This is a genomic window from Aquabacterium sp., from assembly GCF_049274795.1.
GTDB lineage: Bacteria > Pseudomonadota > Gammaproteobacteria > Burkholderiales > Burkholderiaceae_C > Aquabacterium.
Genome location: NZ_JBASTH010000015.1, coordinates 26690 through 52199, shown reverse-complemented (window position 1 = coordinate 52199; position 25510 = coordinate 26690). Strand labels below are relative to the sequence as shown.

The following is a 25510-nucleotide window of genomic DNA, read 5'->3' as shown; positions in this document are numbered from 1 at the left end:
GCCGAAACTGACAAGCATTATGGCTGTGCCGCCCCTCACGCCAAGGCGGGGTCCTCACCAAGAATCATGTCTATCGCCACAAGGCTTGGCCATGCACCAAAGGGACGAGATCCGGATGAGCCCCATCGACCACACGCTCAATGCAAGCGAATTGACCAAGGCACTGGCCGAAGGTCGCATCGGCAGCCGTGAGCTGCTGGAGCACTACCTGGCCCGCATCGCGCAGCGCAACGAGGCCGTTAACGCCGTGATCGCGCTGAACGCCGAGCAGGCCCGCCGCCGCGCCGACGAGGCCGATGCCGCCACGCGCCGCGGAGAGCGCTGGGGCCCGCTGCACGGCCTGCCGATGACGATCAAGGACACCTGGGAAGTGCCCGGCATGCCCTGTACCGCGGGCGCGCCGCAGTTCCGTGATCACCGCCCGCAGCAGCCCGCTGCGGTGGTGCAGCGGCTGCAGCAGGCCGGCGCCATCATCTTCGGCAAGACCAACGTGCCCTACAAGGCGTTGGACATCCAGACCGACAACCCTGTCCACGGCCTCAGCCGCAACCCCTGGGCGCCTGCGCTCACCACCGGCGGCTCATCGGGCGGTGCGGCGGCGGCGCTGGCCTGCGGCTTCACCCCGCTGGAGGTGGGTAGTGATATCGGTGGTTCGATCCGCATCCCCGCGCACTTCTGCGGTGTGTATGGCCACAAGAGCACGCACGGCATCGTGTCGATGCGCGGCCACGTGCCGGGCGATCCCGGACACATCGGCGAGCCCGACCTGGCCGTGGCGGGCCCGATGGCGCGCAGCGCGGATGACCTGGCGCTCGCGCTGGATGTGATTGCAGGGGCTCCTGCGGCCATGCAGCCCGGCTGGCGCCTGGACCTGCCCGCACCGAAGCTTGAGCGCCTGGCTGATTTCCGCGTGCTGATGTGGACGGACGATTCCGATTGCCCCATCGACTCACGTCTGGCCGCTGCCTACCGTGACCTGGCCGCGCAACTGACCCGGGCCGGTGCACAGGTGAGCCACGGCTCGCCCGCCGGCATGGGCCTGATGGACCTGTACCCCAGCTACACCTTGCAGATGGGCGCGGTGATGAAAGCCTGGCTGACCCGTTCCGAGCGCATGGCCAAGGGCATGGTGGCGCCTTTCATGGGCTGGACGCCAGCCCTGATGCGCGGCCTGGCCAAGGTGGTGGATTCACCCAAGAGCATCGACAAGTTCATCGAAGGCATGACGATGAGCCATGGCCAGTGGCTGCAGCTGATCGAGGATTCGCACGCACTGCGCGAGCGCTTCAACACGGCCTTCCAGGATTACGACGTGATCCTGGCGCCACCCACGATGACGACGGCCTTTCCGCACGATGCCTCGCTGTTCGCCACGCGCCGCTTGAAGATCGATGGGCGCACGCGCCACTACAGCGATCTGTTCATGTGGATTGCGCCGGCGACGCTGCTGGGCCTGCCCGCGACCAGTGCGCCTGTGGCGCGCACGGCCGAGGGGCTGCCGGTGAATGTGCAGATCATCGGCGGGCCTTATGAGGACCGCACGACGATCAGGTTTGCGCAGTTGCTGGCGGAGCTTCAGGGCGTGCCGATGGCGCGGCTGGCGGCGTGAGGAGCGGCCCTGCCGTCAAGGACAGTCGCCCGCATGGTTGCAGACCACGGCCAGCCCGATGATCGGCGATGGATTGACCGTAGCTACCAGAAGTGTGACCGACTGCAATTCGCTTGGGCCCGCCTCTGTCTGAGCGTTTGTCAGAGTTGGTCCGCGATCTCACCACTTGATTTTGGCAACAGCATTGATTCAAGCCGAAGGAAGGGGCCGCCCAAGAAGCTGCAGGCCGCTGTGCCGTCCGAGCTTGTGCCTGCAACGGCCACACCGAGGTTGGGAGGCATCACGGGGACGGATGCCCATAAGTTTTCACCGCCGGGCTTGATCTCATTCCACCAAGTCTTCGACCCGAAGTCGGCCAGCTCCCCCTGGCAATAGATGCCGAGGATCAGCTTTCGGCGTGGCGAGATTGAAAACACCATACCTTCGGAGTCATTGCTTCGGTATCGCGGCATCTCGATGGTGACGCGGTCCTCTGCGCTCCTGCGATTGCGCAGCAGCGACAGGCTGTGAACGTCCTTGCTCAGTACCTCTGGACGGGGTACGCCGCGCGGTGCGTACTTGAGTTCTATGCCGGCAATGATTTCGGTGCCTTGGCAAATCACCAGATCGAGTACCACTTTTGATTTGTCCAGCACGCCTTCAGGCAGTCGCACCACCGCTTCTGTGTAGACGACAAACTCTTCGGTCAGGCATTGCCGCAGGTGATGGTAGAGCGACGCCTGCAACGTGTGTTCGCTGTTGATCTTCCGCAAGGCGTAGTCTTCCGTTGACGCTTGCCAAGCCTGCTTGAATGATTGCAATACGGTTGTGGTGGTGGCGTCGTCGAATTCGTACATGGTGTTTGGCCCGGGCAATGCCAATGACTGTAGCCAGTATCTGGCGAGGCCCTTCAGTGCGCGTGCATGTTGTGGTGGGCCGTGTAGCTCATGTTGTCCGTGCCGTAGCCGTTGTCGTCAAGGACACACCCCCGCATGGTTGCAGACCACAGCCAGCCCCAGCACCAACGACGGAAGGATCAGCAGCCCCGCCAGAACCACGGCGCTGATGCTCATCAGCCTGCCGCCGTGAGGCCACCGCACGGCGACCAGGCTGGCTGCGCAGAACGGGATCAGCAAGGCCAGGTAGCTGCCCAAGTTTAGCACATGCTGGTACAGCCAATGAACGGCGGTACCTTGCTCGTAGCGCCATGCGGGGCCTGGGTAGGCGCGGGCGATGCCAACGCTCAAGGCCACCAGGCCGATGATGCCGATGCAGACGATGGCGGCGGTGATCCTGATGGCCTTGCCGCGCCTAGACAGTGCCCAGGCCAGCAGCCACGACACCAGCATGACCGCTGCACATGCCAAGGCTGCGCCAACGGGAAGCGGTACGTTCAGCGTGTCGAAGAACCGAATCACCATGTCAGTTCAATCAAGGGGTGGTGCCGTGGGGGTAGCCGATCTCCTGTGCGTCCGCCAGTACCCCGTCCATCTCGGTCTGCGGGTTGAGCGCCCGCACCAGGGCCTCGGTGATTGGCGCGCGGGAGAAGATGGCCGTGACCGCGTCCAAGGGCACGGGCACCTCGTAGTAGGCCTGCGCCCACGCCTGGTAGCCCGAAGGTCCCGAGATCAACTGGTCGAGCATGTCTTGAGCGCCATCGTCGCCATCGAAGCCGCTCACCTTGTGCCATGCCGATGAGCCGGCCGCGCACCAGTAGCAGAACGTGGCGTGCTGCATCGAGAAGGCCGCTTCGCCCAGGAAGGACGAGAAACTGCCGGGAACCTGGCGCTGGATCTCATCGGGCAGCGCGGAGCCTTGGGCCAGCTCATGCGTGAAGCCTTTGAGGGCTGCACCGTTGTCGTTGAACAGTAGGAACCAGTCGTCTCCGCACCCATCGCGCATCGAGGCCATCTCTTCAGCGGGGGGCCATTGGCTGTTGAAGCTGTAGTAGGCGGTATTCCCATTCGGGGCAGAGGATCGCGTCCAGCATGGCCAGTGATTGGGTGATGCGACGCAGGCTGGCAATGGGCGGCAGCAGATCGGGTGACATGGCGAATGCGCTTGTTGCGTTGGGCCTGTTGACGCGTCATGGCGCCAGGCTCAAGAGATGTCCCTGGGTAGCCTTGATGGTTTGTGCCCGGATGCTAGCCGATGCTGACAGCTTGTAACCCCCGGGGCGACCACGCACTTGTGTGGGGCGCTGGCTTGAATTCGGCAGACGTGCGCAAGGCTCGGATCTCGGCCTGCCGAGCAAAAAGCCTTGCGCGCAGAGCGAAAAGGCTTGCACGCAAAGCCCTGCATCCTTGCGCGCAAAGCTATTTGCCTTGCACACCGAAGCTATTTGCTTTGCGCGCAAACCGCAAAGCCTTGCGGACCTTGCCCACGAGGCGAGCGCCCGAGAAAAGAGCCCCGCAAGCGGGGCTTTTGAACTTTGGCGGTCGAGTGTCAGACCACGTCAGCCGGGTTTTTTGCGGCGGGCGCCTTGAGCGAGAAGCGGCTGGCCATGTCGCGGCGCAGGGCATCCAGGCCCGAACCCTTGCCCAGCACCTTCAGCAGGGCGTAGCCCTCCAGCGCAGTGGCCATCATGTCGCTGGCCTCGGCGCGGCCGGCATGTCTGCGCGGGTCGTTGCTTCGAGTGCATTTCTGAAGATGAGTGGGCACAGGCCGAAAAGGAAACAGACCAAGCAATATCTGACAATGAGGAAATGATCGAGATCTATCGCGCATGCAGTGACGGGGGGACTGGTCCGGCGTACCTCTGTGATGGGATGTGGATCACACCAGACGGGGGAATCTACGATGTGACGGACTGCGGGAATCTAAGTAGACAGCCCAGGGGTGCTACCCAATCAACATAAACCGTTTGATCCAATGGCAAAAATTTTTCCCGATCTTGAAAACATAGACAGGCTCACGGTACCACCCACCGATGGTGAACGGCATCTGCTCATGGTTCTAAGCAGCACACTCGATGAAAAGTACGAGGTTTATTTCAACCCCTACCTTGATGGGGACCGGCCCGACGTGATCGTGATCAAACCGGGTTGCGGTGCCCTGATCATTGAAGTCAAAGATTGGAACCTTGCTCACTACGAGGTCGATATCAACAATCGGTGGCACTACGAGAGCAGCGTAATCCGTTCACCTCAGCAACAGGCTTTCCGCTACAAAGAAAATCTCTACAACCTACACCTTCCGGTTCTCGGGCTTCAACATCTTGCAAATCCTAATTTCTACAACCTAATCTCGGTCGGCGTCTACTTCCACTGCGCGAGTCGTGAGCAATTGAAAACCCTCTACAGCAGTGCACTTGACGAGGTGCGTGAGCGCACCCTGCTGCTGAACGGAAATCGACAGAAAATCGACCAGATTGAGTACAACAAGCAGATGGATTGGTGTGACCGCGCGCGTTTCAAGCTGGAGCGGGATCTCGGCTTGTCATGGGGCTTCGACAATGTTGCCAAGAAGGTACGCCTGCTTGACAAGCTGGGCAAGCACCCACTGTTCACCCCGGAAATCTACGAAGACTTCACACGTAGATTGCGACCTCCTGCACACACTCAGCAGCAAGGGATCGCAGTCGCCTTCGATGCGAAGCAGCAGGGCCTAATCGTAAGCAAGCCTGGCTTCGCGAAAGTAAAGGGAGTGGCAGGATGCGGCAAGACCACCATCCTCGCGCAGCGTGCGATCAATGCTCATGCACGTCACCGCGGTCAGGTATTGATCCTGACATTCAACATCACCCTGCGGCACCACATCCGCGACACGATCAGCCGACTGCGAGGTGGCAGCGATAAGGATTTTTACGAAATTATCCACTATCACGCGTTCATCAGCACCCAGCTAAACAATTACGGCATTGAACTGAAATCGAAGATAGAAGAACTCCCGCCGGCCCGACGCTCCAGCCTCGACACAATCTTCGGTATGAAGAGTCTGTTCGAAGGCGTAGAGACAGAGAGGTATCAAACCATCCTTATCGACGAAGTCCAAGACTACGAGCCCGAATGGATCAAACTCGTTCGTGACTGTTTCTTGGCTGAAAACGGTGAGATGATTTTGTTTGGGGACCAGTCGCAGAACATCTACGACCGGCCAAGTGATGGCCGCGAGTCCCCCATCGTGCTAGGTTTTGGCAGTTGGGTCCGACTAACGAAGTCGTACCGATCTGCAGCGGACGCAGCTCTGCTCGACTTGTTTAGAAACTTCCAAATGCAGCACCTGATCCGGAAGTACGCTGATTCCGAGATCTTCGATGTCAAAGCAACCCAGACCAGCATGCGCTATGACCTGCTGCACTATGAGACCTATGGCAGGATTTACGACGCAACTTTTATCTTCGAAAAAATTCGGGGTTACATACGCGAATACCAGCTACATCCCAACGACATCGCGTTGGTCAGCTCCAAAGTAGAGTGGCTCATGCCCCTAAACGAGGCTTTCAGCAGATCCGAAAAAACAAAAGTCATGTTCGAGGATGCGGCAGAGATCAACGCACTCGCTGCAAGGATGAGCACGGACTCTCCGCAACTCAAGGAAGAGATCGACAAGATTAGGCGCCGCAAGAAGTGCTTTTTCATGCAGAACTCGGGGCTGATCAAGCTCTCAACCATCCACAGCTTCAAGGGACTAGAAGCGCAAACCGTGTTCTGCATCCTCGCACCAGAGGACGAAGCTGAAATGGTGTATACCGGGATCACCCGCGCGCAGAAAAACTTAGTGATATTCGACTCCTCCGAAAGCACTTTTCGCCCCTTCTTCCAGACCCATATGACCGTAGTCTAGAGAATGCGGGTGTCTTTCGCTGTCTCGGTCGCGCCAACCCTCGGACGATTACGCAACCCGTCCGCAAATGCAAAAGGGCTCTGCCTTTCGACAGAGCCCTTCAATGGGACAGGCCAAAGCGTCCTTCAGTGACTAATCATCCAAGGCCTCTTAGAAGGAAACGCCTTGTTCCCATTGGCCGCCGTCACCGTTGCACTGCGGATCCCCTTGGAAGCCGTCGAACAGCACCCGCACCCAGTCGGATGCTTCAACCGCCCATAACTCCCCTGGTCCTTCGATGACCTTGGCTCATGCCGAGCCTTCTCATTGCGGTCCATCGCCACGCGCGTATCCCCGCTCAGGCAAGCCAGCCGCGGCGCGCTCACGAACACGCGGGGTGAATCCGCGCCGCACTCCGGGCACACGGCCGGGTCATTACGCTGGGCCAGGCTGCGGAAGGCGTCGAAGCCCCCGCAATCCGCGCACGCATAGTCGTAGGTGGGCATGGGCTGCTCCTTGGCTTTATTCCACGTCTTGCGAGATCGGCATGTCGATGCTGCCGTCCAGCATCTTCACGGGGCCGGCCGCCGTCGGGTTGATGTCGAACTCGAAGATCTCGGTCGGCAACCACAAGGTGGCGCACGCGTTCGGGATGTCCACCACCCCGCTGATGTGCCCCTGTACCGGCGCCGTGCCCAGGATCGAATAAGCCTGCGCCTTGCTGTAGCCGAACTTGGTCAGGTACTCGATGGCGTTCAGGCAGGCCTGGCGGTAGGCCACATGCACATCCAGGTAGTGCTGCTTGCCGTATTCATCGACCGAGATGCCTTCAAAGATCAGGTAATCCTTGTAGTTGGGCGTGATGGGGCTGGGCTTGAAGATCGGGTTCTTGATGCCGTACTTGGCCATGCCGCCCTTGATCAGCGTGACGCGCATGTGCACCCAGCCGGCCATTTCGATGGCGCCGCAGAAGGTGATTTCGCCATCGCCCTGGCTGAAGTGCAGATCGCCCACGCTCAGGCCGGCGCCTTCCACGTACACGGGGAAGAACACCTTGGAGCCGCGCGACAGATCCTTGATGTCGCAGTTGCCGCCGTGCTCACGCGGGGGCACGGTGCGGGCGCCTTCGGCGGCGATCTTGTCCTTCAGCTCGCCCGTGGCCTTGCCGGCGTGGGTGGTCTTGGCGAAGGGCGGGTTGGCCAGGGGCGGCACGCGGTCGGGCTGGGTGGCGATGAAATCCACCTCGCGCTCGTTCCAGGTGGCCAGCATCTTCGGATCGGGCAGGCAGCCGATCAGGCCGGGGTGGATCAGGCCGGCGAACTCGACGCCAGGGATGTGGCGGCTCTTGGTGAACATGCCGTTGAAATCCCAGATGGATTTCTGGGCCAGCGGGAAGTGCTCCGTCAGGAAGCCGCCGCCGTTCTTCTTGCTGAAGAAGCCGTTGAAGCCCCACAGGCTGTCTTGCTTGGCGCCGATGTCCAGCAGATCGACCACCAGCAGGTCGCCGGGCTCGGCGCCCTTCACGCCCACGGGGCCCGACAGGAAGTGCACCGTGGTCAGGTCCACGTCGCGCACGTCGTCGGCGCTGTCGTTGTTCTTGATGTAGCCGCCGGTCCAGTCGAAGGTTTCCAGCACGAAGTCGTCGCCGGGGTTCACCCAGCAGGCCATCGGGATGTCCGGGTGCCAGCGGTTGTGCACCTGCGGGTTGTTGTAGGGCGAGTCTTGCAGATCAACTTTGATCAGGGTTTCAGGCATGGTTGCTCCTTCGTACAAAAGCTTCGTCAGACCGACAGGTATTGCTTGATGTGCGCCACGTCGGTGTCGGTGCGCTTGGTCTCGTGCACCAGCCGGCCGCCTTCGATCACGAACAGGCGGTCGGCCACGTCCATCGCGAAGGACAGCACCTGCTCTGACACAACGATCGTGATTTCGCGCAGCTTGCGGATCTCGTTGAGCGCCTTGGCGATGTCCTTGATGATCGAAGGCTGGATGCCTTCGGTGGGCTCGTCCAGCAGCAGCACCTTGGGGTCGGTCACCAGCGCGCGGGCGATGGCCAGTTGCTGTTGCTGCCCGCCCGACAGGTTGCCGCCCTTGCGGTTGCGCATGTCCCACAGCACGGGGAACAGGGCATAGATGTCTTCCGGGATCTTGCGGGTCTTGCTGTTCTCAAGGCCCGTCTGGATGTTCTCTTCCACCGACAGGGTGGGGAAGATCATGCGGCCCTGGGGCACGTAGGCGATGCCCTTGGCCACGCGCTTGTAGCTCTCGTCCTTGGCCACGCTCTGGCCGGCCACGCTGATCTCGCCGCCCTTGGCGGGCAGCACGCCCATCAGGCTCTTGAACAGCGTGGTCTTGCCCATGCCGTTGCGGCCCATGATGGCGACGGTCTCGTTCTTGTTGGCCTCGAACGAGATGCCGTGCAGCGCCTCGCTCTGGCCATAGCTCACGTACAGATCTTTGACTTGCAACATCGAGGTGCTCCTATCGTTGCGTGTGCAGCGGTGGTGTTGACCCAGCGACCACCATGGAACCGGCTTTGCCGGGCCATTGGTGGTGCCCCCTTGAGGGGGCGGCCGCAGGCCGTAGGGGGTGGGTCATCAATGCCCCAGGTAGACGTCGATGACTTTCGGGTCGCTCTGCACCTGGTCCATGGAGCCCTCGGCGAGGATCTTGCCCTGGTGCATGACGGTGACCTTCGACGCGATCTGCGCGACGAAGTCCATGTCGTGCTCGATCACGATCATCGAGCGGTTCTTGCAGATGCGCTTGAGCAGGTCGGCGGTGAGATCGCGCTCCTTGGCGCTCATGCCGGCGATGGGTTCGTCCAGCATCAGCAGCTCGGGCTCCTGCATCAGCAGCATGCCGATCTCAAGCCATTGCTTCTGGCCGTGGCTGAGCAGGCCGGCTTCGCTCTCCAGCTTGTCGGCCAGGCCGATCTCTTCGGCCACGGCCTGCACGCGGGCCTTGACCTCGTCGGTGCATTTGAAGCCCAGGGCGCCCATCACCGAGCGGCCCTGCGGGAAGGACACCTCTAGGTTCTGGAAGACGCTGAGGTTCTCGTAGATGGAGGGCGTCTGGAACTTGCGGCCCACGCCGGCCCGCACGATCTTGTGCTCGGCCATCTTGGTCAGCTCGGTGTCGTTGAACTTGATGCTGCCCTTGCTGGCCTTGGTCTTGCCGCAGATCAGGTCGAGCAGGGTGGTCTTGCCGGCGCCGTTGGGGCCGATGATCACGCGCAGCTCGTCCTTGTCGACGTAGAGGTTGAGGCTGTCGATGGCCTTGAAGCCGTCGAAGGACACGGTGAGGTCTTCGACGTAGAGAACGAATTCCTTGGCGGCGCTCATGGTGAGGGTGCTCCTAGGGTGGGATGTCGAAGATCGGGGTTCAGCCGTGCTGGCTGCTGATGCCGTCGGGCAGGGCGCCGTCGCCCTTGTCCTTGCCCTTCAGGGGGGGCAGGGGCTCGGGGTAGGCCGCGTGGGCCTCCAACGTGCGCTGCTTCTGGATCACGCGGTCCGCGCGGCGCTTGGCCCACCAGGGCTTGAGCTTGTTTTCCACCAGGCCGGCCAGCCCATCAGGGAAGGCCATGGTCACGCCGATGAACAGGGCGGCCATCAGGAACAGCCACATGTCAGGCGCGCTCTCGGAGAAGTAGGTCTTGCCAAAGTTCACCAGCAGCGCGCCGTAGATGGCGCCCACCAGGCTCATGCGGCCACCCACCGCGGCGAAGATCACCATCTCGATGGAGGGCACGATGCCCACGAAGGACGGCGACATGAAGCCCACCTGCAAGGTGAACATGGCGCCGCCGATGGCCGACAGCATGGCCGCCAGGCAGAAGGCGAAGACCTTGAAGTTGGCCACGTCGTAGCCGGAGAAGCGCACGCGGTCTTCCTTGTCGCGCATGGCCAGCAGCAAGGTGCCCAGCTTGGAGCGTTGCACCCAGCGGCACAGCAGCACCGAGGCCAGCAGCAGGCCCACGCACACGTAGTACAGAACGTACTTGGCGCTGTCGGTGCGGATGTCCCAGCCCAGCAGGGTCTTGAGGTCGGTGATGCCGTTGACACCGCCGGTGTAGCCCTGCTGGCCGATGATCAGCACCGTCATCACCAGGGCCACGGCCTGCGTGATGATGGCGAAGTACACGCCACCCACGCGCCGCTTGAACATGGCGTAGCTGATGATCAGGGCCAGCAAGGTGGGCACGATCAGCACGGCCAGGATCGACAGAGGCAGGCTCTTGAAGGGCAGCCACCAGGTGGGCAGCTCCGTCAGCTGGTTCCAGTCCATGAAGTCGGGGATGCCCGGCGTGGACTGGATCTTGGTGGCCTCAGGCGTGGAGGCTTCCAGCTTGAGGAACATGGCCATCATGTAGCCACCGAGGCCGAAGAACACGCCTTGGCCCAGGCTGAGGATGCCGGCGTGGCCCCACAGCATCACCAGGCCCAGTGCCACGAAGGCGTAGGTGAGGTACTTGCCCACCAGGTTGAGGCGGAAGATGTCCAGCGTGAGCGGGAACACCACGATCAGCAGGATGGCCAGCAGCACCAGGCTGCCCAGCTTCTGGTTCGCGATCCAGGTTTGAATCTTGGTCATGGGTAAAGCTCCGAGTCGTCGAATCCAGGGTATCTAGTGGTAGGAGTTAGCGGCGCACCTTGGCGGCGAACAGGCCTTGCGGGCGGAGCATCAGGATGATGATCACCAGCATCAGCGTGAGCACCTTGGCGTTTGAGCCGCTCATGAAGAACTCCGAGATCGATTGCGTCTGGGCGATGCCGAAGGCGGAGACCACGGTGCCCAGCAGGCTGGCGGCACCGCCGAAGGTCACGACCAGGAAGCTGTCGACGATGTAGAGCGAGCCGCTGGTGGGGCCCGTCGAGCCGATGGTGGTGAAGGCTGCGCCCGCCACACCGGCGATGCCGCAGCCGATGGCGAAGGTGACGCGGTCAGTCTTCTTGGTGTTGATGCCGATGGCGTTGGCCATCACGCGGTTGCTCACCGTGGCGCGAACGCGCAGACCCCAACGGGCCTTGTAGAGGGCCAGCAGCAGCAGGCCAGTGACGATGGCCGTCAGGCACATCACGAACAGGCCGTTGATGGGGATGTCCAGGCCTTCGGCCGGGGCCCAGGAGCCCATCAGCCAGTCGGGCAGGGTGGGGCTCACTTCTTTCGGGCCGATGAAGCTGCGGAAGCACTGCTGAAGCCCCAGGCTCAAGCCCCAGGTGGCGAGCAGGGTGTCCAGCGGACGTTTGTAGAGGTGCCGTATCAGCGCCCATTCGGTCAGCCAGCCGGCACCGAAGGCGATGACGAAGGCGAGGGCGATGGCGATGGGAAAGTACGCCTGCATCAGGCCGGGCGCGTACTTCTCGGTCACGAGCGACGACATGTAGATGGTGTAGGCGCCGATGGTCATGAACTCACCGTGGGCCATGTTGATCACGCCCATCTGGCCGAAGATCACCGCCAGGCCCAGGCCCATCAGCAGCAGCACGGAGAACAGGCTCAAGCCCGCGAAGCCTTGCATCAGGCCGATGTTGAGCATTTCAGAAAAAGTCATGGAGGCACCTGTCGCTCGTGTATCGAAAAAACCTGCGCCAGCCGAGTGGCCGGCGCAGGAAGCAGGCAGTTCAGATCGCAACCACCCGCGCGCTCACCAGAGGTGGCCCAGCGCACACCACGGATCCGGCTTTGCCGGGCCGTCGGTGTGGCCCCCTTGAGGGGGCGGCCGCAGGCCGTAGGGGGTGGATCACTGGTATCCCTTCGGGAACGGGTTCGGCTCGATCAGCTCGGGCGATTCGGCGACGACCTTGAAGGTGCCGTCCGGCTGGCCTTGCGCGATGCGCGACTTGCTCCACAAGTGGTGGTTGGCGTGGACCTTGACGTAGCCTTCCGGCGCGGTCTTGAGCTCGATGCCGGGCGATGCGGCCACGACCTTGTCCACATCGAAGCTGCCGGCCTTCTCGACAGCGGCCTTCCAGAGCCACGGGCCCAGGTAGGCGGCCTGCGTCACGTCGCCGATCACGGCCTTGGGGCCGTAGGCCTTCTTGAACGCTTCGACGAACTTCTTGTTGTTGTCGTTGGTCAGCGTCTGGAAGTACTTCATCGAACTGTAGAAGCCGGCGAAGTTTTCGCCACCCACGCCCAGCATTTCGTCTTCCGTCACCGACAGGGTCAGCAGGAACTGCTTGGCACCGGTGATGCCGGCGGCCTTGAGCTGCTTGTAGAAGGCCACGTTGGAGCCACCCACCACGGCGGCGAAGATGCAGTCAGGCTTGGCCACCTTGATCTTGTTGATCAGGGAGTTGAAGTTGGTGTGGCCCAGGGGGTAGTACTCCTCGCCCACGACCTTGCCCAGCTTGCCCACCGATTCGATGTGCTTGCGGGCGATCTTCATGGAGGTGCGCGGCCAGATGTAGTCGGAGCCGACCAGGAAGAAGGTCTTGGCCTTCTTCTCTTTCGCGCCCCAATCCAGGCCGTAGATGATCTGCTGCGTGGCTTCCTGGCCGGTGTAGATCACGTTCTTGGACTGCTCCAGGCCTTCATAGAAGGTGGGGTAGTACAGCAGGCCGTTTTCCTTTTCGAAGATGGGCAGCACGGCCTTGCGGGAGGCCGAGGTCCAGCAGCCGAACACGGCGGCGACCTTGTCGTTGACCAGCAGCTTCTTGGACTTCTCGGCGAAGGTCGGCCAGTCGGAGGCGCCGTCTTCCTTGATGACCTTGATCTTGCGGCCCAGGATGCCGCCCATGGCGTTGATCTGATCGATGGCGAGTTGTTCGGCCTGGATGGAGCCGGTCTCGGAGATGGCCATGGTGCCGGTGGCCGAGTGCAGCTGTCCCACGGTGACCTCTGTGTCGGTCACGGCCAGCTTGGTGGTGTTGACCTTGGCCGTGGCCTGGGCGTGGCCCAGGGTCGGCAGGCCGATCAGGGGCAGGGCGCCCAGGCCTTGCATCACCTGGCGGCGGCGCTGGTCATGCTTGGTGTGATCGTCGCGGTCGTGAGACATTAAAAAACTCCTCGCACAAAAAAGGTGCTTGCGCTGCGCCTTGGTGCGTTCCCCGTGAACGCACCTTGTCGGTACAACCTTGGGCCTTATGTTGCGTATGCGCGGGTTTTCTCTGAATACGTCATTCAACGTAGGTGACGTACGCAGGGCACATGGATCCGCATGGCCTGCTTCTTGCGGAACAGGGGATGTGTTCTTTCACGGGGCCTGTTCGTGTCCGTCGCCCGGCAGAAGATCTTTCGCATTCGCCGTGACTACAACTCCTGGGTAGCCAACGAGACCCTGGAGGACTACGCGCTTCGCTACACGCCGCGAACCTTCCGCAAGTGGAGCGAGTTCCGGGTGGCCAATACCGCCTCCGGAGCGGTGTCCTTCCTGGCGCTGGAGGCCATCGGCGGCGCCATTGCCTTGAACTACGGCTTCACCAATGCGATGTGGGCCATCCTGGTGGTCGGGCTGATCATTTACCTGACGGCGCTGCCCATCAGCTACTACGCGGCCAAGTACGGCCTGGACATGGACCTGCTGACGCGAGGGGCGGGCTTCGGCTACCTGGGCTCGACGCTGACCTCGCTGATCTACGCCACCTTCACCTTCATCTTTTTCGCGCTGGAGGCGGCCATCATGGCGCTCGCGCTGGAGATGCTGTTCGATTGGCCGCTGGAGGTCTGCTACATCGTCTCGTCACTGGTGATCGTGCCGCTGGTGACGCACGGCATCACCCTGATCTCGCGCCTGCAGCTGTGGACGCAGCCGCTGTGGGCGGTGCTGTTCGTGCTGCCCTTCGTGGCGGTGGCCATCCAGCGGCCAGAGGCCTATGTGGAGTTCACCACTCTGGCCGGGCGCACCACGGGTGGCAGCGATTTCACGCCGCTGGCCTTCGGCATGGCGGCCACGGTGGCGTTTTCGCTGATCGTGCAGGTGGGCGAACAGGTGGACTACCTGCGCTTCCTGCCCGAGAAAACGCGTGAGAACCGGTGGCGCTGGTGGGGAGCTGTGCTGGTGGCCGGGCCGGGCTGGATCGTGCCGGGCATGCTCAAGATGCTGGCCGGAGCCTTTCTGGCCTTTCTGGCGCTGCAGCACGAGATCCCCGTGGACAAGGCCGTGGAGCCCACGCAGATGTACCTGGCCGCCTTCAGCGAGGTGTTCACCTCACCGGCCTGGGCGCTGGGGGCCACGGTGGTGTTCGTGATCGTGTCGCAGATCAAGATCAATGTGACCAATGCCTATGCGGGCTCGCTGGCGTGGTCCAACTTCTTCGCGCGGCTCACGCACAGCCACCCGGGGCGGGTGGTGTGGTTGGTGTTCAACGTGCTGATCGCCGTGCTGTTGATGACGCTGGGCGTGTTCGGCGCGCTGGAGCACGTGCTGGGGCTGTACAGCAACGTGGCCATTGCCTGGGTGGGCGCGCTGGTGGCGGATCTGGTGATCAACAAGCCGCTGGGCTGGTCGCCCAAAGGGATCGAGTTCAAGCGCGCCTATTTATATGACCTGAATCCGGTGGGGCTGGGGGCTACCTTGCTGGCGGCGGTGGTGGGCATGGTGGCGCACGCGGGCGTGATGGGTGACATGGCCGCGGCGTGGTCGCCCTTCATCGCACTGGGCATTGCGCTGGTGGCCTCGCCCGTGCTGGCCTGGGGAACCAAGGGGCGCTTCTACCTGGCCCGCCAGCCCGAGCCGCAGGGCTGGGCGCCGGGGCAGATGGTGCAATGCTCGGTGTGCGACAACCACTTTGAGTCGGAAGACATGGCCACCTGCCCGGCCTACGACGCGCCGATCTGCTCGCTGTGCTGCACGCTCGAATCACGCTGCCATGACCGCTGCAAATCCAAGTCACGCGCCGCCGAGCAGGTGTCGCATGGCCTGAGGGTGGTGCTGCCGGTGCAGTGGTCCAAGCGGGTGAACTTCCGCGTGGGGCATTACCTGGTGGTGTTCCTGGCGCTGGCGTCCATGTTGGCCTTCGTGCTGGGCGTGGTCTATTACCAGGAGGGCGTGGTCAACCACGCCCTGGAGCATGTGGGCGATGCGGGGCCCAGCCTGCTGCAGGCGCCCTTCGTCAAGGTGTATGCCCTGTTGCTGCTGGCGGCGGCCGTGTGCGCCTGGTGGGTGGTGCTGGCCAGCGAAAGCCGGCGCATGGCGCAGGACGATTCCAACCGCCAGAACCAGCTGCTGCAGCTCGAAATCGACGCGCACCGCCGCACTGACGCCGCGTTGCAGCAGGCCAAGGAACTGGCCGAGGCGGCCAACCAAGCCAAGACACGCTACGTGGCGGGCATGACGCACGAGCTGCGCACGCCGCTCAACAGCATCCTGGGTTATGCGCAGATCCTGTTGAAGGACGAGGCGCGCACAGGCCCCAAGCGTGGTGCACTGACCACCATCCAGCGCAGTGGTGAGCACCTGATGGGCCTGATCGACGGCCTGCTGGACCTGGCCCGCATAGAAGCCGGCCGCCTGCGGCTGGACCCCGGCCCTGTGCCTTTGCACGAGTTCCTGGACGACGTGGTGCGCATGGTCGAGCCGCAATCGCTGGCCAAGGGGCTGGATTTCAGGCTGGAGACGCGCGGGCGCGTACCTAATTGGGTGCACGCGGATGCCAAGCGCCTGCGCCAGATCTTGCTGAACCTGCTGGGCAATGCGGTGAGCTTCACCGATAAGGGCCAGGTCACATTGCGGCTGGATGCGCGCCGCGAGGTGCTGCGCTTCGAGGTGATCGACACCGGCATCGGCATTGCGCCGCAGGATCTGGACCGGATCTTCCTGCCCTTCGAGCGTGGCAGCGGCGGGCGGCGCAGCAATGTGCCGGGCACGGGCCTGGGCCTGACCATCACGCACCTGCTGACCGAGCTGATGGGCGGCGAGCTGAGCGTTCAGAGCACGATGGGCGAGGGCAGCACCTTCAGCGTGCGCGTGTACCTGCGCGAGATCGCGGCGCCGGCCACGCCGCTGGTCAGCAACGGCCACAGCGACAGGCCGCGCCACCGCCCCATCACCGGCTACCACGGCCGGCGCCTGACCCTGCTGGTGGTGGACGACCAGCCCATCCAGCGCCAGATGCTGGCCGGCATGCTGCTGCCCCTGGGCTTCCAGGTGCGCGAAGCGGCCGGCGGGCTGGAATGCCTGGAGAGCGTGCGCGACGCCTGCCCCGATGCCGTGCTGCTGGACGTGAGCATGGACGACATGGATGGCTGGAGCACCTCGCGCGCGATCCGCGAAGCCGGCTTTGCCGACGTGCCCATCATCATCGTGTCGGCCAATGTGTTCGAGAACCGGCCCGAGAACCTGGCCGCGGCGCAGTGCCAGGCCTTCGTGGCCAAGCCGGTAATCGAATCCGAGCTGCTGGACACGCTGGGCGAGCACCTGGACATCGAGTGGAGCACCGGCCTGTCGCCGCTGCCCGGGCATGGGCGGGTGCCGGCGACGGTGGGGCACGGTACGACGGGGGGCGCCGATGCTCACCAGCGAGCGCATGCGCAGACACGGGCGGTACTGGCCCAGGCCAGCGCGCCGGTGCTGCATGTGGTGAGCGGTGGTGGGCCCGCGCCGATTGCTGCCTTGCCGCCCGATGCCACGGCCGAGCTGTGCCAGTTGGCGCGCATGGGCCATGTGCAGGGCGTGGCGCGCGCGCTGGCGCAATGGGCCCAGGCCTACCCTGAACACGAGGTGCGCTGGCAATCGCTGCAGCAGCGCGTGGACGATTTCGATCTGGATGGACTGCTGGCCGACCTGACGCCAGCCTTGAACGAGGATCCGCTTGATGAGCCCCAATCCTGAGCGCCACCTGGGCACGGTGCTGGTGGTCGACGATGCACCCGATACGCTGCGCATGCTGTGTGATGCGCTGGCGGCCGAGGGCTACACCGTGCTGGTGGCCCGCGATGGCGAGCAGGCACTGGAGCGCCTGGAGCTGGTGGTGCCCGATGCGATCCTGCTGGATGCGGTGATGCCCGGCCTGTCGGGCTTCGACACCTGCCGGCGCATCAAGGCCCATGCGGCCTGGACGCATGTGCCGGTGGTGTTCATGACCGGGCTGTCGGAAACCTCGGACATCGTGGCGGGCTTCGAGGCCGGCGGGGTGGATTACGTGGTCAAGCCCGTGCGCATCGAAGAAGTGCTGGCGCGCCTGGCCACGCACATGCGCAATGCCCGTGTCACGCGGCTGGCGCGTGAGGCCGTGGACGTGGGTGGCCACGGCGTGCTGCTGCTGGATGTGCGCCAGCGCATCGCTTGGCGCTCGCCCCAGGCCGAGCGCTGGCTGCGTGAAGCCTTCCCTGAGCTGGAAGGTGGCGCGCCGGCGGAATGGCTGGCGCAGTTGGTGGGCAGCCCGACCGGGCACGAGGTGGCAGGGCCGGCCTTGCGCGCGGGCGCCGTGGGCATCCGCCTGATCGCGCGCAGCCTGGGCGCGGCGGGTCTGGGCGAGACCATGGTGCTGCTCAGCACCGAGCGCCCGGCGGCGGCCAATGCCACGGCTGGTGCCTCATCGGTATCGGCCGGTGAGGGCGCAGGCGCCAGCCGGCTGGACGTGGCCTCGCTCACCCCGCGCGAAACCGAAGTGCTGTCCTGGCTGGCCAAGGGCAAGACCAACCGCGATATCGCGGACATCCTGGGCATGAGCCACCGCACGGTGAACAAGCACCTGGAACACATCTTCGAGAAGCTGGGGGTGGAGACGCGGGCAGCGGCAGCCGCCCTGGCGAGCCGGGCGATTCCGGGGTGAGGCTGGGGCTCAGAAGAACGAGGACGAGCCCGTCCCCAGCATCTCGTGCACGTCGTGCGTCATCACCGCCAGAAAGGCCAGCAGCCCCAGGTAGGCGGTGCCGTACGTCAGCTTGTCTTCCAGCGATGACTGGTAGTAGGTGCCGTTCTCCGGATCATCCGCACGGTACTTCCATGCCTTGACCACCTGCGGCGCCGCCATCAGGGCCACCAACAGCAGGATCGGGCTGGGCCGCATCATGAACACGCCGATCAGCGCGGGCACGCCCAGCAGCCAGATGCGTGGTGACAGCACGGCCGTGATCCGCCCGCCATCGAGCGGCGACACCGGGATCATGTTGAACAGGTTCAGAAAGAAGCCCGCATAGGCCACGGCCAGCAGCCAGCGCATGTCGTGGCCGCCATCGCGTGCGATGAAGTAGCAGGCCAGCGCCCCCACCGTGCCCAGCAGCGGCCCACCCAGCCCCACGTAAGCCTCTGTCTCCGCGTTGTGCGGCATCTGCTTCATCTCGATCCACGCGCCCACGAAGGGGATGAAGGTGGGCGCACCCACCGGCAGCCCGCGCTGGCGTGCCGCGATGTAGTGCCCCATCTCGTGCACGAACAGCAGCGCGATGAAGCCGGCCGCGTACCGCCAGCCGAACATCCAGCCATAGACCACCAGGGAGATCAGCATGGTGCCGCCCGTGGTGAGCAGCTTGCCGAACTTCGCGCCGCCGAGCAGCAGCAAGAGCAGCTTGCCCACCGGATCAGGCCTGCTTGCGCTTGAAGATCTTGGTCAGTGCGCCGACCACGGCAATGCCGCCCAGCAGGATCACCTTGGCGAACTTGGCCAGGAAGCCGGCAGCCAGTGCGAACAGGCCCAGCTTCTTGGCGGCCACGCCGCCCACCAGCGCGGCCAGGCCGTACTCGGCGGTGCGGTCGGTCGATGCGTTGAAATCCTCGTAGCGCTTGCCGTCGTTGTAGTTCAGTGCGGCCAGCAGGGTGCGGGCGTGGTGCTTGTCCTGCTCGACCTGGCGCAGGTCGGTGATCAGGTTCAGGGTAATGTAGCCCTCGCGGCCCAGCGCATAGGTGTTGTAGTTGATGCCGGCGCCATCCTGGGCGGAGGCGCCCTTGTCCTTGGCCGACATGGACCAGATCAGGCGGCGCGAGGCGGCGTCGTAGGTGGGCTTTTCCACCCAGCCGATGATCTCGATCTCGTTGAAGCCGCGGTTGCGGCGTTCTTCGTTGGCGGCTTCGGTGCCGTCCTTCAGGCTTTTGAAGAGGTCGTCGACGTTCCAGTTCTTGGCGTCGTCGTCCTTGATGTAGCCAGCATTCTCGAAGCGGGCGACCATCATCCATTGCTGGTCGCCATCGTGCGGGAAGATCAGGCCCAGTTCGTTGTTGCCGCCCTGGTTGCCCATGGCGCGCATCAACTGGCCGGCGGCGGGCTCGGGCACCCACACATAGCCGGCGGGCAGCTTCAGGATGGCCTGATCCTTGAGCGGGATGTCGGCCGGGCCGACGATCTGGCTGGCCTTGGCGGCCTGGGCCGCGGCGGCCATGTCGCTGGCGTGAGGATCTGCCGAGGCGGTGGCCTCGGTGCTCGCATCCGCCGCGATGCCTGGCTCAGCGGCCCAGGCGCTTGAAGCCGGCAGGCCCCACGCGAAGGCCGTGCACAAGGCGATGGCGGTGAAGAGGCGTGATGTGGCGCGCGCGGGCGATGCCTGCCCGGACAGATGGCGAGTCGTCATGAGTGTTCCCCTGAAAAAACTGTTGTGGGCCCTGTGAGCAGGCCTTGGCAATGGCTGGCGGGCAGGGTAGCAGAGGCCGGTGTCGTTGCTGCGGAGACGCGGGGCAGCGCTGCCGGATGCTGTCTTGGAGATGAACGTGATTCGTGCGATGGACGCATGTTGAAGATTTCCGGACGATCTGCCCTTCCTATTCATCCAACTTCAGGAGAACCACCCATGCGCGCAACCCGCGTCCTTTTGCCCCTGGCCCTGTCCATGGCGGCCTGCACTGCCCAGGCTGATCTGCTTTACACCTTCGATACCGATGCGCAAGGCTTCACGCTCAACGCGGGTGGGGCATTGGTTCACCAGACCGAAGGCGGCAATGGCTTTCGGCAGGCCACTGACCTGGACCTGAGCGATGTGCTGCTGAGCCTGCCGCTGGGCGGTGCCACGGTGGACTGGTCGGCCTACGCGGGCGGCACACTGGCCTTCGATGCGCGGATCCTCAACGGGACGCCGCCGAACTGGTCCGGTTTCGGCGTGGTGACCTTGAGTTCGGCGGCTGGTTCGCTGTCGCTGGACATCGTGCCTGCCGATACCGACCCCACCCCGAGCTGGAAGGCCTACAGCGTGACGCTGGACACAGCGACCTGGGGCGCGAGCCTGCCATCGGTGCTGGCCAGCCTGCAGAGCGTGACCATCAATCTGGAATCCGGTGACGGGCCGATCGAGGTGGTGGGCATCGACAACGTGCGCGTCACGGCAGTGCCGGAGCCAGGCAGTGTGGCCTTGGCGCTGGTGTGGGGCTGGCGGTGGTTGGCGGGATGCGACTGCGTCGCCGCGCCTGATGAGGCCTTGAACGTGCTGGGGGGGCGTTCAGGCGTTTGCCTGGGGCGCCAGCACCGCCTGCGCCTGCCCGCCTGTATGCGTGACGCGCCCTTGCGCATCCACCGACAGGGCACCTTCCACGAACCAGCGCACCGCACGTGGGTAGATCGCGTGCTCCTGCACCAGCACGCGGGCTGACAGATCCTGCTCTGTGTCCGTGGGCAGCACGGGTACCACGGCCTGGGCCACGATGGGGCCGTGGTCCAGCTCCGGTGTTACAAAGTGCACGGTGGCTCCGGCCACCTTGCAGCCTTCTTCAATGGCGCGGCGGTGCGTGTGCAGCCCGGCGAAGGAGGGCAGCAGCGACGGGTGGATGTTCAGCAGTCGCCCCTCGTAGTGGCGCACGAAGCCCGTCGTCAGGATGCGCATGAAGCCGGCCAGCACCACCAGGTCAGGGGCGAAACCGTCGATCACCTTGGCCAGTTCAGCATCGAAATCCTCCCGGCTGGCAAAGCCCTTGTGGTCCAGCACGGCGGTGGCGATGCCCCGCTCGGCCGCGAACTGCAGCCCGGCGGCATCGGCCTTGTTGCTGACCACGGCCGCGATCCGGGCAGGCCACTGCTCTTGCGCACAGGCCTGCACGATGGCTTCCATGTTCGAGCCGCGTCCGGAAATCATAATGACGATGTGTTTCATGCGGCCTAGAGTGTAGTGGGGGCGGGGAGGGCGCCGGACGCTCAACCCGGGGCCTGCGCCTACAATTCCTGCTCTTTTTCGCGCATCTTCGAGCCCCTGACATGAGCCAACGCGTCCTCACCGGCATCACCACCACCGGCACGCCCCACCTGGGCAACTACGTCGGCGCCATCCGGCCTGCCATCGCCGCCAGCCGTGAGCCCGGGGTCGAGAGCTTCTTCTTCCTGGCCGATTACCACGCGCTGATCAAGTGCGATGACCCGGATCGCATCGAACGCTCGCGCCTGGAGATCGCCGCCACCTGGCTGGCCGCCGGCCTGGACACCAGCCGCGTCACCTTCTACCGCCAGAGCGACATCCCCGAGATCACCGAGCTGAACTGGCTGCTGACCTGCGTGACGGCCAAGGGCCAGATGAACCGTGCCCACGCCTACAAGGCCACGGTAGATGCGGCCGTGGCCGCCGGCGAGGAGCCCGATGCCAACGTGACGATGGGCCTGTACTGCTACCCCATTCTGATGGCGGCCGACATCCTGCTCTTCAACGCCCACCGCGTGCCCGTGGGCCGCGATCAAGTGCAGCACATCGAGATGGCCAGGGACGTGGCGCAGCGCTTCAACCACCTGTTCGGCAAGGGCCGTGAACTGTTCGTGCTGCCCCAGGCCGAGATCGAAGAGAGCGTGGCCACCTTGCCCGGCCTGGACGGCCGCAAGATGTCCAAGAGCTACGACAACACCGTGCCGCTGTTCGAAGGCGGTGCCAAGGCCTTGAAGGACGCGGTCGCGCGCATCGTGACGGATTCGAAGCTGCCCGGTGAGGCCAAGGATCCGGAAGGCGCCCACCTGGTCACCATCCACGATGCCTTTGCCGATGCGGCCACGCGCGCCGCCTTCCATGCCGACCTGCGCGGCGGCCTGGGCTGGGGCGATGCCAAGCAGCGCGTGGTGCAACTGATCGAGGCCCACGTGGGCCCGATGCGCGAGCGCTATGCCGAGTTGGTGGCGCACCCTGAGCGCATCGAAGACATCCTGCAGGAAGGCGCCCGCAAGGCCCGCACCACGGCCACGCCGCTGCTGGCCGAACTGCGCCAGGCCGTGGGCCTGCGCCGCATGGTGGCCGTGTCGCAGCCGAAGGCCGCCAAGGCCGCGGGTGCTGAAAAATCCGCCGTGCCGGTGTTCAAGCAGTACCGTGAGGCCGACAACCTGTTCTATTTCAAGCTCACTGCCGCCGATGGTTCGCTGCTGCTGCAGAGCCAGGGCTTCGCGGAGGGGCGTGAGGCAGGCGGCTGGGTCAAGCGCTTCAAGACGGAAGGCGCTGCCGTGCTGGCCGATGCGCCTGTCACGCTGGGTGAGGGGGCAGACCGCACCGCGGTGGAAGCAGCCCTGGCTGCCCTGGTGGCGGCGCAGGAGTGATTGGGGCGTTCAGTCCTTCGCGCACGAGCATGGCCGGCATCCACATCACCGACATCGAATCCGCCATCAACTGGTGGCGTGAGCGCGCACCGTCGCCCGATGACATCAGCCTGGGCCCGGAGGTGCGCGCGCTGGCCGAGGTCTACGCGCTGATGGTCTACTACCACGAGACCGCCTGCGATGAGGACACCATGCCCCGCAAGGCCCGCGAGGCCTGGCTGCGCTGGTACGACACCACGCCGGACACGCCCTGCATCGCCATCTGCTCGACCAGCCAGGGCGATGACCTGTGCAAGGGCTGCGGCCGTACCTTCGACGAGGTGCAACTGTGGCCGGAGATGACCCCGGGCGAGAAGCGCTCGACCTGGCGCCGCATCACGATGGAATCGACGGCCTGGCGTTTCAACCGCTATGCCGAGCGGGCGCGTGAGGGCAAGGTGGCGGTAGAGCCTGACGAGCCCGCTCAGCCGTGAGGCTGGGGCAGGCGGGCGATGTCCGGCTCGCCAGAGCCGAACAGGATGGCCAGGTAGTTCTCCTGCGCCGCGCGGCCTTGCCGCACCAGGGCCTGGTGGCCGCCGGGCAGCAGCCGCATCAGGCGATGCCGCAGGGCAGTGACAGGCACGGCCATCAGCGGAAACCACGGCAGCACGCACCCCGGCAGGCCCAGCGCGCTCATGCTGCGCCCGCCCAGGAAGAAGCGGCAGATGCTCAGGTGCTTGGCGCGCTCGTAGCGGCCCTGCAGGCGGTCGAGCAGCGGCAGGGCATTGCCGTAGTGGCGGCTCAGGGGCTCGTCCATCAGGGCCCGGCCCAGCGCGATGCTGCTGTCGTCGGCCGGAGCCTGGCTGAGCAGGTTACGGTACAGGCCGACACGGCCCTCCATTTCCGTCTCGAACAGCAACTCATCCTCGACCCCCATCAGCCAGCCGATGTAGCGCCACAGGTGCATCACGGATTCGGCCTCGCAGCGGCTCAGGGGCACGCCCATGGCGCGCTGGCCGAACAGGAAGATCACCGAGAAGCCCAGGTAGGTGGCCTGCATGTCCCCCTGGTTGACGGGCATGCCGAAGTAGGCTTCGTCCCACTCGGGCAGGGCGCGCACGCGCTGGCGCACCAGGGCGTGCATCAGGCGCACGCGCACCGTGCTCTTGAAGCCCGGCGCAAAGCGCGATAGCCCGCCGCAGGTGGTGCAATCGATCCACCACTTGGTGGTCTCGGCCACGCGGCGTTGTGCGCCCTTGGCCAGCGCACCGGTCAGCACCAGGGTGCGGTTGATGGCCGAGGCCTGGTAGCCCCCCATCAGGGCCGCATCACGCAATACCTGCAGGCCCGTCAGGCCGGAGAAGTGGCAGGCCTTGGCGCCGGCCACCAGGCGCTTGGGCTGGAGCCAATCCGGCGTGGCCTCGATAGCATGGAAGAACTCGCGCAACTCGGCCGGCGCATCCGGCACGTCGCCGATACCGAGGTTGAGCGCCTGCTCGAACAGAGGCTGCGTGGTGGCCAGGCCGTGGGTACGCATCCACGTGGCCAGGCGATCAGCGGGCGGGTCGCCGCGCGTGAGCGAGGCGCCCACGGCGCGCCATTGGTCGGCGCTGGGATCCGGGTCATGGCCCCTGATCAACCATCGCAGTGTTCGTGCGGTGCGGCGCGCCGAGGGCACGTCGGCACCATGGCGCCCGGGCAGATCAGCCAGTGGCCCCAGAGACTGCTTGACACTCCGTTGCATGGCGGTTTGTCTCCTCGGTCAAGTCGCGGCGCAGTATGGCATGCAGGGCTTGTAAAGGCACGCACTTCCTATGCTGCACTGCAACGAGATGTTGGCTTTGCGATGCGTCAATCGGGCAGGGCAGATGCCGCGCTGTCAGGTGTGGTGATGGCCTGGGCGGGCCTGGGTCGCAGTGCCTTGCGGATGAAGGGCACGATGGCCTTGGCAAAAGTGAAGAGATCGGCCTGGGCGATGCAGGGCAGCTCTTGGCCGTCTACCCAGCCGGGGTTCAGGGCCGCGAAGTGGGCGATGTCGGCGTCACGCATCAGCAGCTCGGGCGGGATGTCGGCCACCGAGTCCTTCAGGCAGTTGGCCTGGGGGCCGAAGTCCAGCACCATGCGCTTGGCGTCGAGCTTGCCGGGGTAGAGCCGTTCGCAGTAGCTGGTGACCAGCTCCTTCAGGCCCGGGTGCTCCACGCGCCTGTTAGGGTAGAAGATGGGGAAGTTGCGCGTGAGCAGCAGGTAGGTCTTGTAGCCCTTGGATATCAGCAGCCAGTACTGTTTGGAGAACGGCCGCTTCAAGGCCTCGACCAGCAGCTTGCGCGCGAAGGCGCCTTGCAGCGTGCGGGTGCCCCAGTACTCTTTCTCGATGATGGTGTCGCCGCTGAACAGGCCTTTGACCTGTCGGCCCTCATGCTCGAAGTGGTAGATGCCCAGCGTCGAGAAGCCCACGATCTCGTCGTCACGCTCGCGGCGCACCAGGAAGACGCCGTCCTTCTTGTGCAGATCGTTCAGGAAGGCGTCGATCGGGCCGTGGTCGTAATAGCGCTCGAAGATCTGGTGCATGCGCAGGATCTCGAAGATGCGCAGATGCTGAATCCTGACGTACTGGGTGCGAAGCATGGCCCTCTCCTAGGTGGAGCGGTATGTTGTTTGAAACGATTAACGAAATACAGAGTGGTAAACACCTATGATTGTTTGAAACAACGCTGGAGACGCTTGACGTGGCACGCCAGATACGTCCATGGGCCGGTCTCGATAGAATTGGGTGAAAACCCAGGCCATTGGCCCTGAACGCTCCCACCCATCC

Annotated in this window: 23 protein-coding genes; 6 read left to right on the top strand and 17 right to left on the bottom strand. The window is 64.3% G+C overall.

Annotated elements, in window-relative coordinates; genetic code table 11:
* The first annotated feature begins 115 nt into the window (after nucleotides 1-115).
* Complete coding sequence (locus WAQ08_RS02020) at nucleotides 116-1609, top strand: amidase (protein ID WP_422188967.1); 1494 nt, start codon at nucleotides 116-118, stop codon at nucleotides 1607-1609.
* Nucleotides 1610-1749: 140 nt separating this feature from the next.
* Here WAQ08_RS02020 and WAQ08_RS02015 read toward each other — a convergent pair whose 3' ends face one another.
* From WAQ08_RS02015 to WAQ08_RS01995, 5 genes are all read right to left on the bottom strand, one after another.
* Nucleotides 1750-2445, bottom strand: a complete 696-nt coding sequence (locus tag WAQ08_RS02015) for a hypothetical protein (protein WP_422188966.1) — start codon at nucleotides 2443-2445, stop codon at nucleotides 1750-1752.
* A gap of 117 nt (nucleotides 2446-2562) precedes the next feature.
* Nucleotides 2563-2937 carry a hypothetical protein gene (locus tag WAQ08_RS02010; RefSeq protein ID WP_422188965.1) on the bottom strand — a complete coding sequence of 125 codons (375 nt, stop codon included), beginning with the start codon at nucleotides 2935-2937 and terminating at the stop codon, nucleotides 2563-2565.
* Between the two features lie 82 nt (nucleotides 2938-3019).
* Nucleotides 3020-3499, bottom strand: coding sequence for a hypothetical protein (locus WAQ08_RS02005; RefSeq protein ID WP_422188964.1), 480 nt, complete (start codon nucleotides 3497-3499; stop codon nucleotides 3020-3022).
* A 4-nt stretch (nucleotides 3500-3503) separates the two neighbouring features.
* On the bottom strand, nucleotides 3504-3638 hold the full coding sequence (locus WAQ08_RS02000; protein WP_422188963.1) for a hypothetical protein: 135 nt from the start codon (nucleotides 3636-3638) through the stop codon (nucleotides 3504-3506).
* 395 nt (nucleotides 3639-4033) lie between these two features.
* Nucleotides 4034-4174 (bottom strand): hypothetical protein, encoded by a 141-nt coding sequence (locus WAQ08_RS01995; protein ID WP_422188962.1) that lies wholly within the window; start codon nucleotides 4172-4174, stop codon nucleotides 4034-4036.
* 285 nt (nucleotides 4175-4459) lie between these two features.
* Here WAQ08_RS01995 and WAQ08_RS01990 point away from each other — a divergent pair, with 285 nt between their 5' ends.
* Entirely contained in the window at nucleotides 4460-6373 is a 1914-nt protein-coding gene (locus tag WAQ08_RS01990; protein WP_422188961.1) for a UvrD-helicase domain-containing protein, read from the top strand.
* A gap of 125 nt (nucleotides 6374-6498) precedes the next feature.
* Here WAQ08_RS01990 and WAQ08_RS01985 read toward each other — a convergent pair whose 3' ends face one another.
* The 7 genes from WAQ08_RS01985 to urtA form a co-directional block, all read right to left on the bottom strand.
* Nucleotides 6499-6858, bottom strand: a complete 360-nt coding sequence (locus WAQ08_RS01985) for an FmdB family zinc ribbon protein (RefSeq protein ID WP_422188960.1) — start codon at nucleotides 6856-6858, stop codon at nucleotides 6499-6501.
* Nucleotides 6859-6874: 16 nt separating this feature from the next.
* Nucleotides 6875-8107 (bottom strand): formamidase, encoded by a 1233-nt coding sequence (gene fmdA / locus WAQ08_RS01980; protein WP_422188959.1) that lies wholly within the window; start codon nucleotides 8105-8107, stop codon nucleotides 6875-6877.
* Between the two features lie 26 nt (nucleotides 8108-8133).
* Entirely contained in the window at nucleotides 8134-8823 is a 690-nt protein-coding gene (gene urtE / locus WAQ08_RS01975; protein WP_422188958.1) for an urea ABC transporter ATP-binding subunit UrtE, read from the bottom strand.
* Between the two features lie 126 nt (nucleotides 8824-8949).
* Entirely contained in the window at nucleotides 8950-9696 is a 747-nt protein-coding gene (gene urtD, locus WAQ08_RS01970) for an urea ABC transporter ATP-binding protein UrtD (RefSeq protein WP_422188957.1), read from the bottom strand.
* Nucleotides 9697-9736: 40 nt separating this feature from the next.
* Complete coding sequence (gene urtC / locus WAQ08_RS01965; protein ID WP_422188956.1) at nucleotides 9737-10945, bottom strand: urea ABC transporter permease subunit UrtC; 1209 nt, start codon at nucleotides 10943-10945, stop codon at nucleotides 9737-9739.
* Between the two features lie 46 nt (nucleotides 10946-10991).
* Complete coding sequence (urtB, locus tag WAQ08_RS01960; protein WP_422188955.1) at nucleotides 10992-11906, bottom strand: urea ABC transporter permease subunit UrtB; 915 nt, start codon at nucleotides 11904-11906, stop codon at nucleotides 10992-10994.
* 189 nt (nucleotides 11907-12095) lie between these two features.
* The gene (urtA, locus tag WAQ08_RS01955; protein ID WP_422188954.1) at nucleotides 12096-13352 is read right to left on the bottom strand and encodes an urea ABC transporter substrate-binding protein; all 1257 of its coding nucleotides are present in this window, start codon (nucleotides 13350-13352) and stop codon (nucleotides 12096-12098) included.
* Nucleotides 13353-13514: 162 nt separating this feature from the next.
* Between urtA and WAQ08_RS01950 the strand changes: the two genes are divergently transcribed.
* Together WAQ08_RS01950 and WAQ08_RS01945 are read left to right on the top strand one after the other, a co-directional pair.
* The gene (locus WAQ08_RS01950) at nucleotides 13515-17126 is read left to right on the top strand and encodes an ATP-binding protein (RefSeq protein ID WP_422188953.1); all 3612 of its coding nucleotides are present in this window, start codon (nucleotides 13515-13517) and stop codon (nucleotides 17124-17126) included.
* The gene (locus WAQ08_RS01945; protein WP_422188952.1) at nucleotides 17110-18069 is read left to right on the top strand and encodes a response regulator; all 960 of its coding nucleotides are present in this window, start codon (nucleotides 17110-17112) and stop codon (nucleotides 18067-18069) included. The genes WAQ08_RS01950 and WAQ08_RS01945 overlap by 17 nt, the downstream gene beginning before the upstream one ends.
* 9 nt (nucleotides 18070-18078) lie before the next feature.
* Here the strand turns inward: WAQ08_RS01945 and WAQ08_RS01940 are convergent, their stop codons facing one another.
* From WAQ08_RS01940 to purN, 3 genes are all read right to left on the bottom strand, one after another.
* Nucleotides 18079-18813, bottom strand: coding sequence for a site-2 protease family protein (locus WAQ08_RS01940; RefSeq protein ID WP_422188951.1), 735 nt, complete (start codon nucleotides 18811-18813; stop codon nucleotides 18079-18081).
* A gap of 4 nt (nucleotides 18814-18817) precedes the next feature.
* Nucleotides 18818-19801, bottom strand: a complete 984-nt coding sequence (locus tag WAQ08_RS01935) for a DUF2167 domain-containing protein (RefSeq protein WP_422188950.1) — start codon at nucleotides 19799-19801, stop codon at nucleotides 18818-18820.
* 858 nt (nucleotides 19802-20659) lie between these two features.
* Entirely contained in the window at nucleotides 20660-21307 is a 648-nt protein-coding gene (gene purN, locus WAQ08_RS01930) for a phosphoribosylglycinamide formyltransferase (protein WP_422188949.1), read from the bottom strand.
* A gap of 101 nt (nucleotides 21308-21408) precedes the next feature.
* Here purN and WAQ08_RS01925 point away from each other — a divergent pair, with 101 nt between their 5' ends.
* Nucleotides 21409-22719 carry a tryptophan--tRNA ligase gene (locus WAQ08_RS01925; RefSeq protein WP_422188948.1) on the top strand — a complete coding sequence of 437 codons (1311 nt, stop codon included), beginning with the start codon at nucleotides 21409-21411 and terminating at the stop codon, nucleotides 22717-22719.
* A gap of 29 nt (nucleotides 22720-22748) precedes the next feature.
* Nucleotides 22749-23192: a DUF3717 domain-containing protein gene (locus tag WAQ08_RS01920; RefSeq protein ID WP_422188947.1), complete on the top strand. Its 444-nt coding sequence runs from the start codon at nucleotides 22749-22751 to the stop codon at nucleotides 23190-23192.
* Here the strand turns inward: WAQ08_RS01920 and WAQ08_RS01915 are convergent.
* Nucleotides 23183-24442 carry an oxygenase MpaB family protein gene (locus tag WAQ08_RS01915; protein WP_422188946.1) on the bottom strand — a complete coding sequence of 420 codons (1260 nt, stop codon included), beginning with the start codon at nucleotides 24440-24442 and terminating at the stop codon, nucleotides 23183-23185. The genes WAQ08_RS01920 and WAQ08_RS01915 overlap by 10 nt on opposite strands.
* 107 nt (nucleotides 24443-24549) lie before the next feature.
* The gene (locus WAQ08_RS01910) at nucleotides 24550-25323 is read right to left on the bottom strand and encodes a hypothetical protein (RefSeq protein WP_422188945.1); all 774 of its coding nucleotides are present in this window, start codon (nucleotides 25321-25323) and stop codon (nucleotides 24550-24552) included.
* Between the last annotated feature and the right edge of the window lie 187 nt (nucleotides 25324-25510).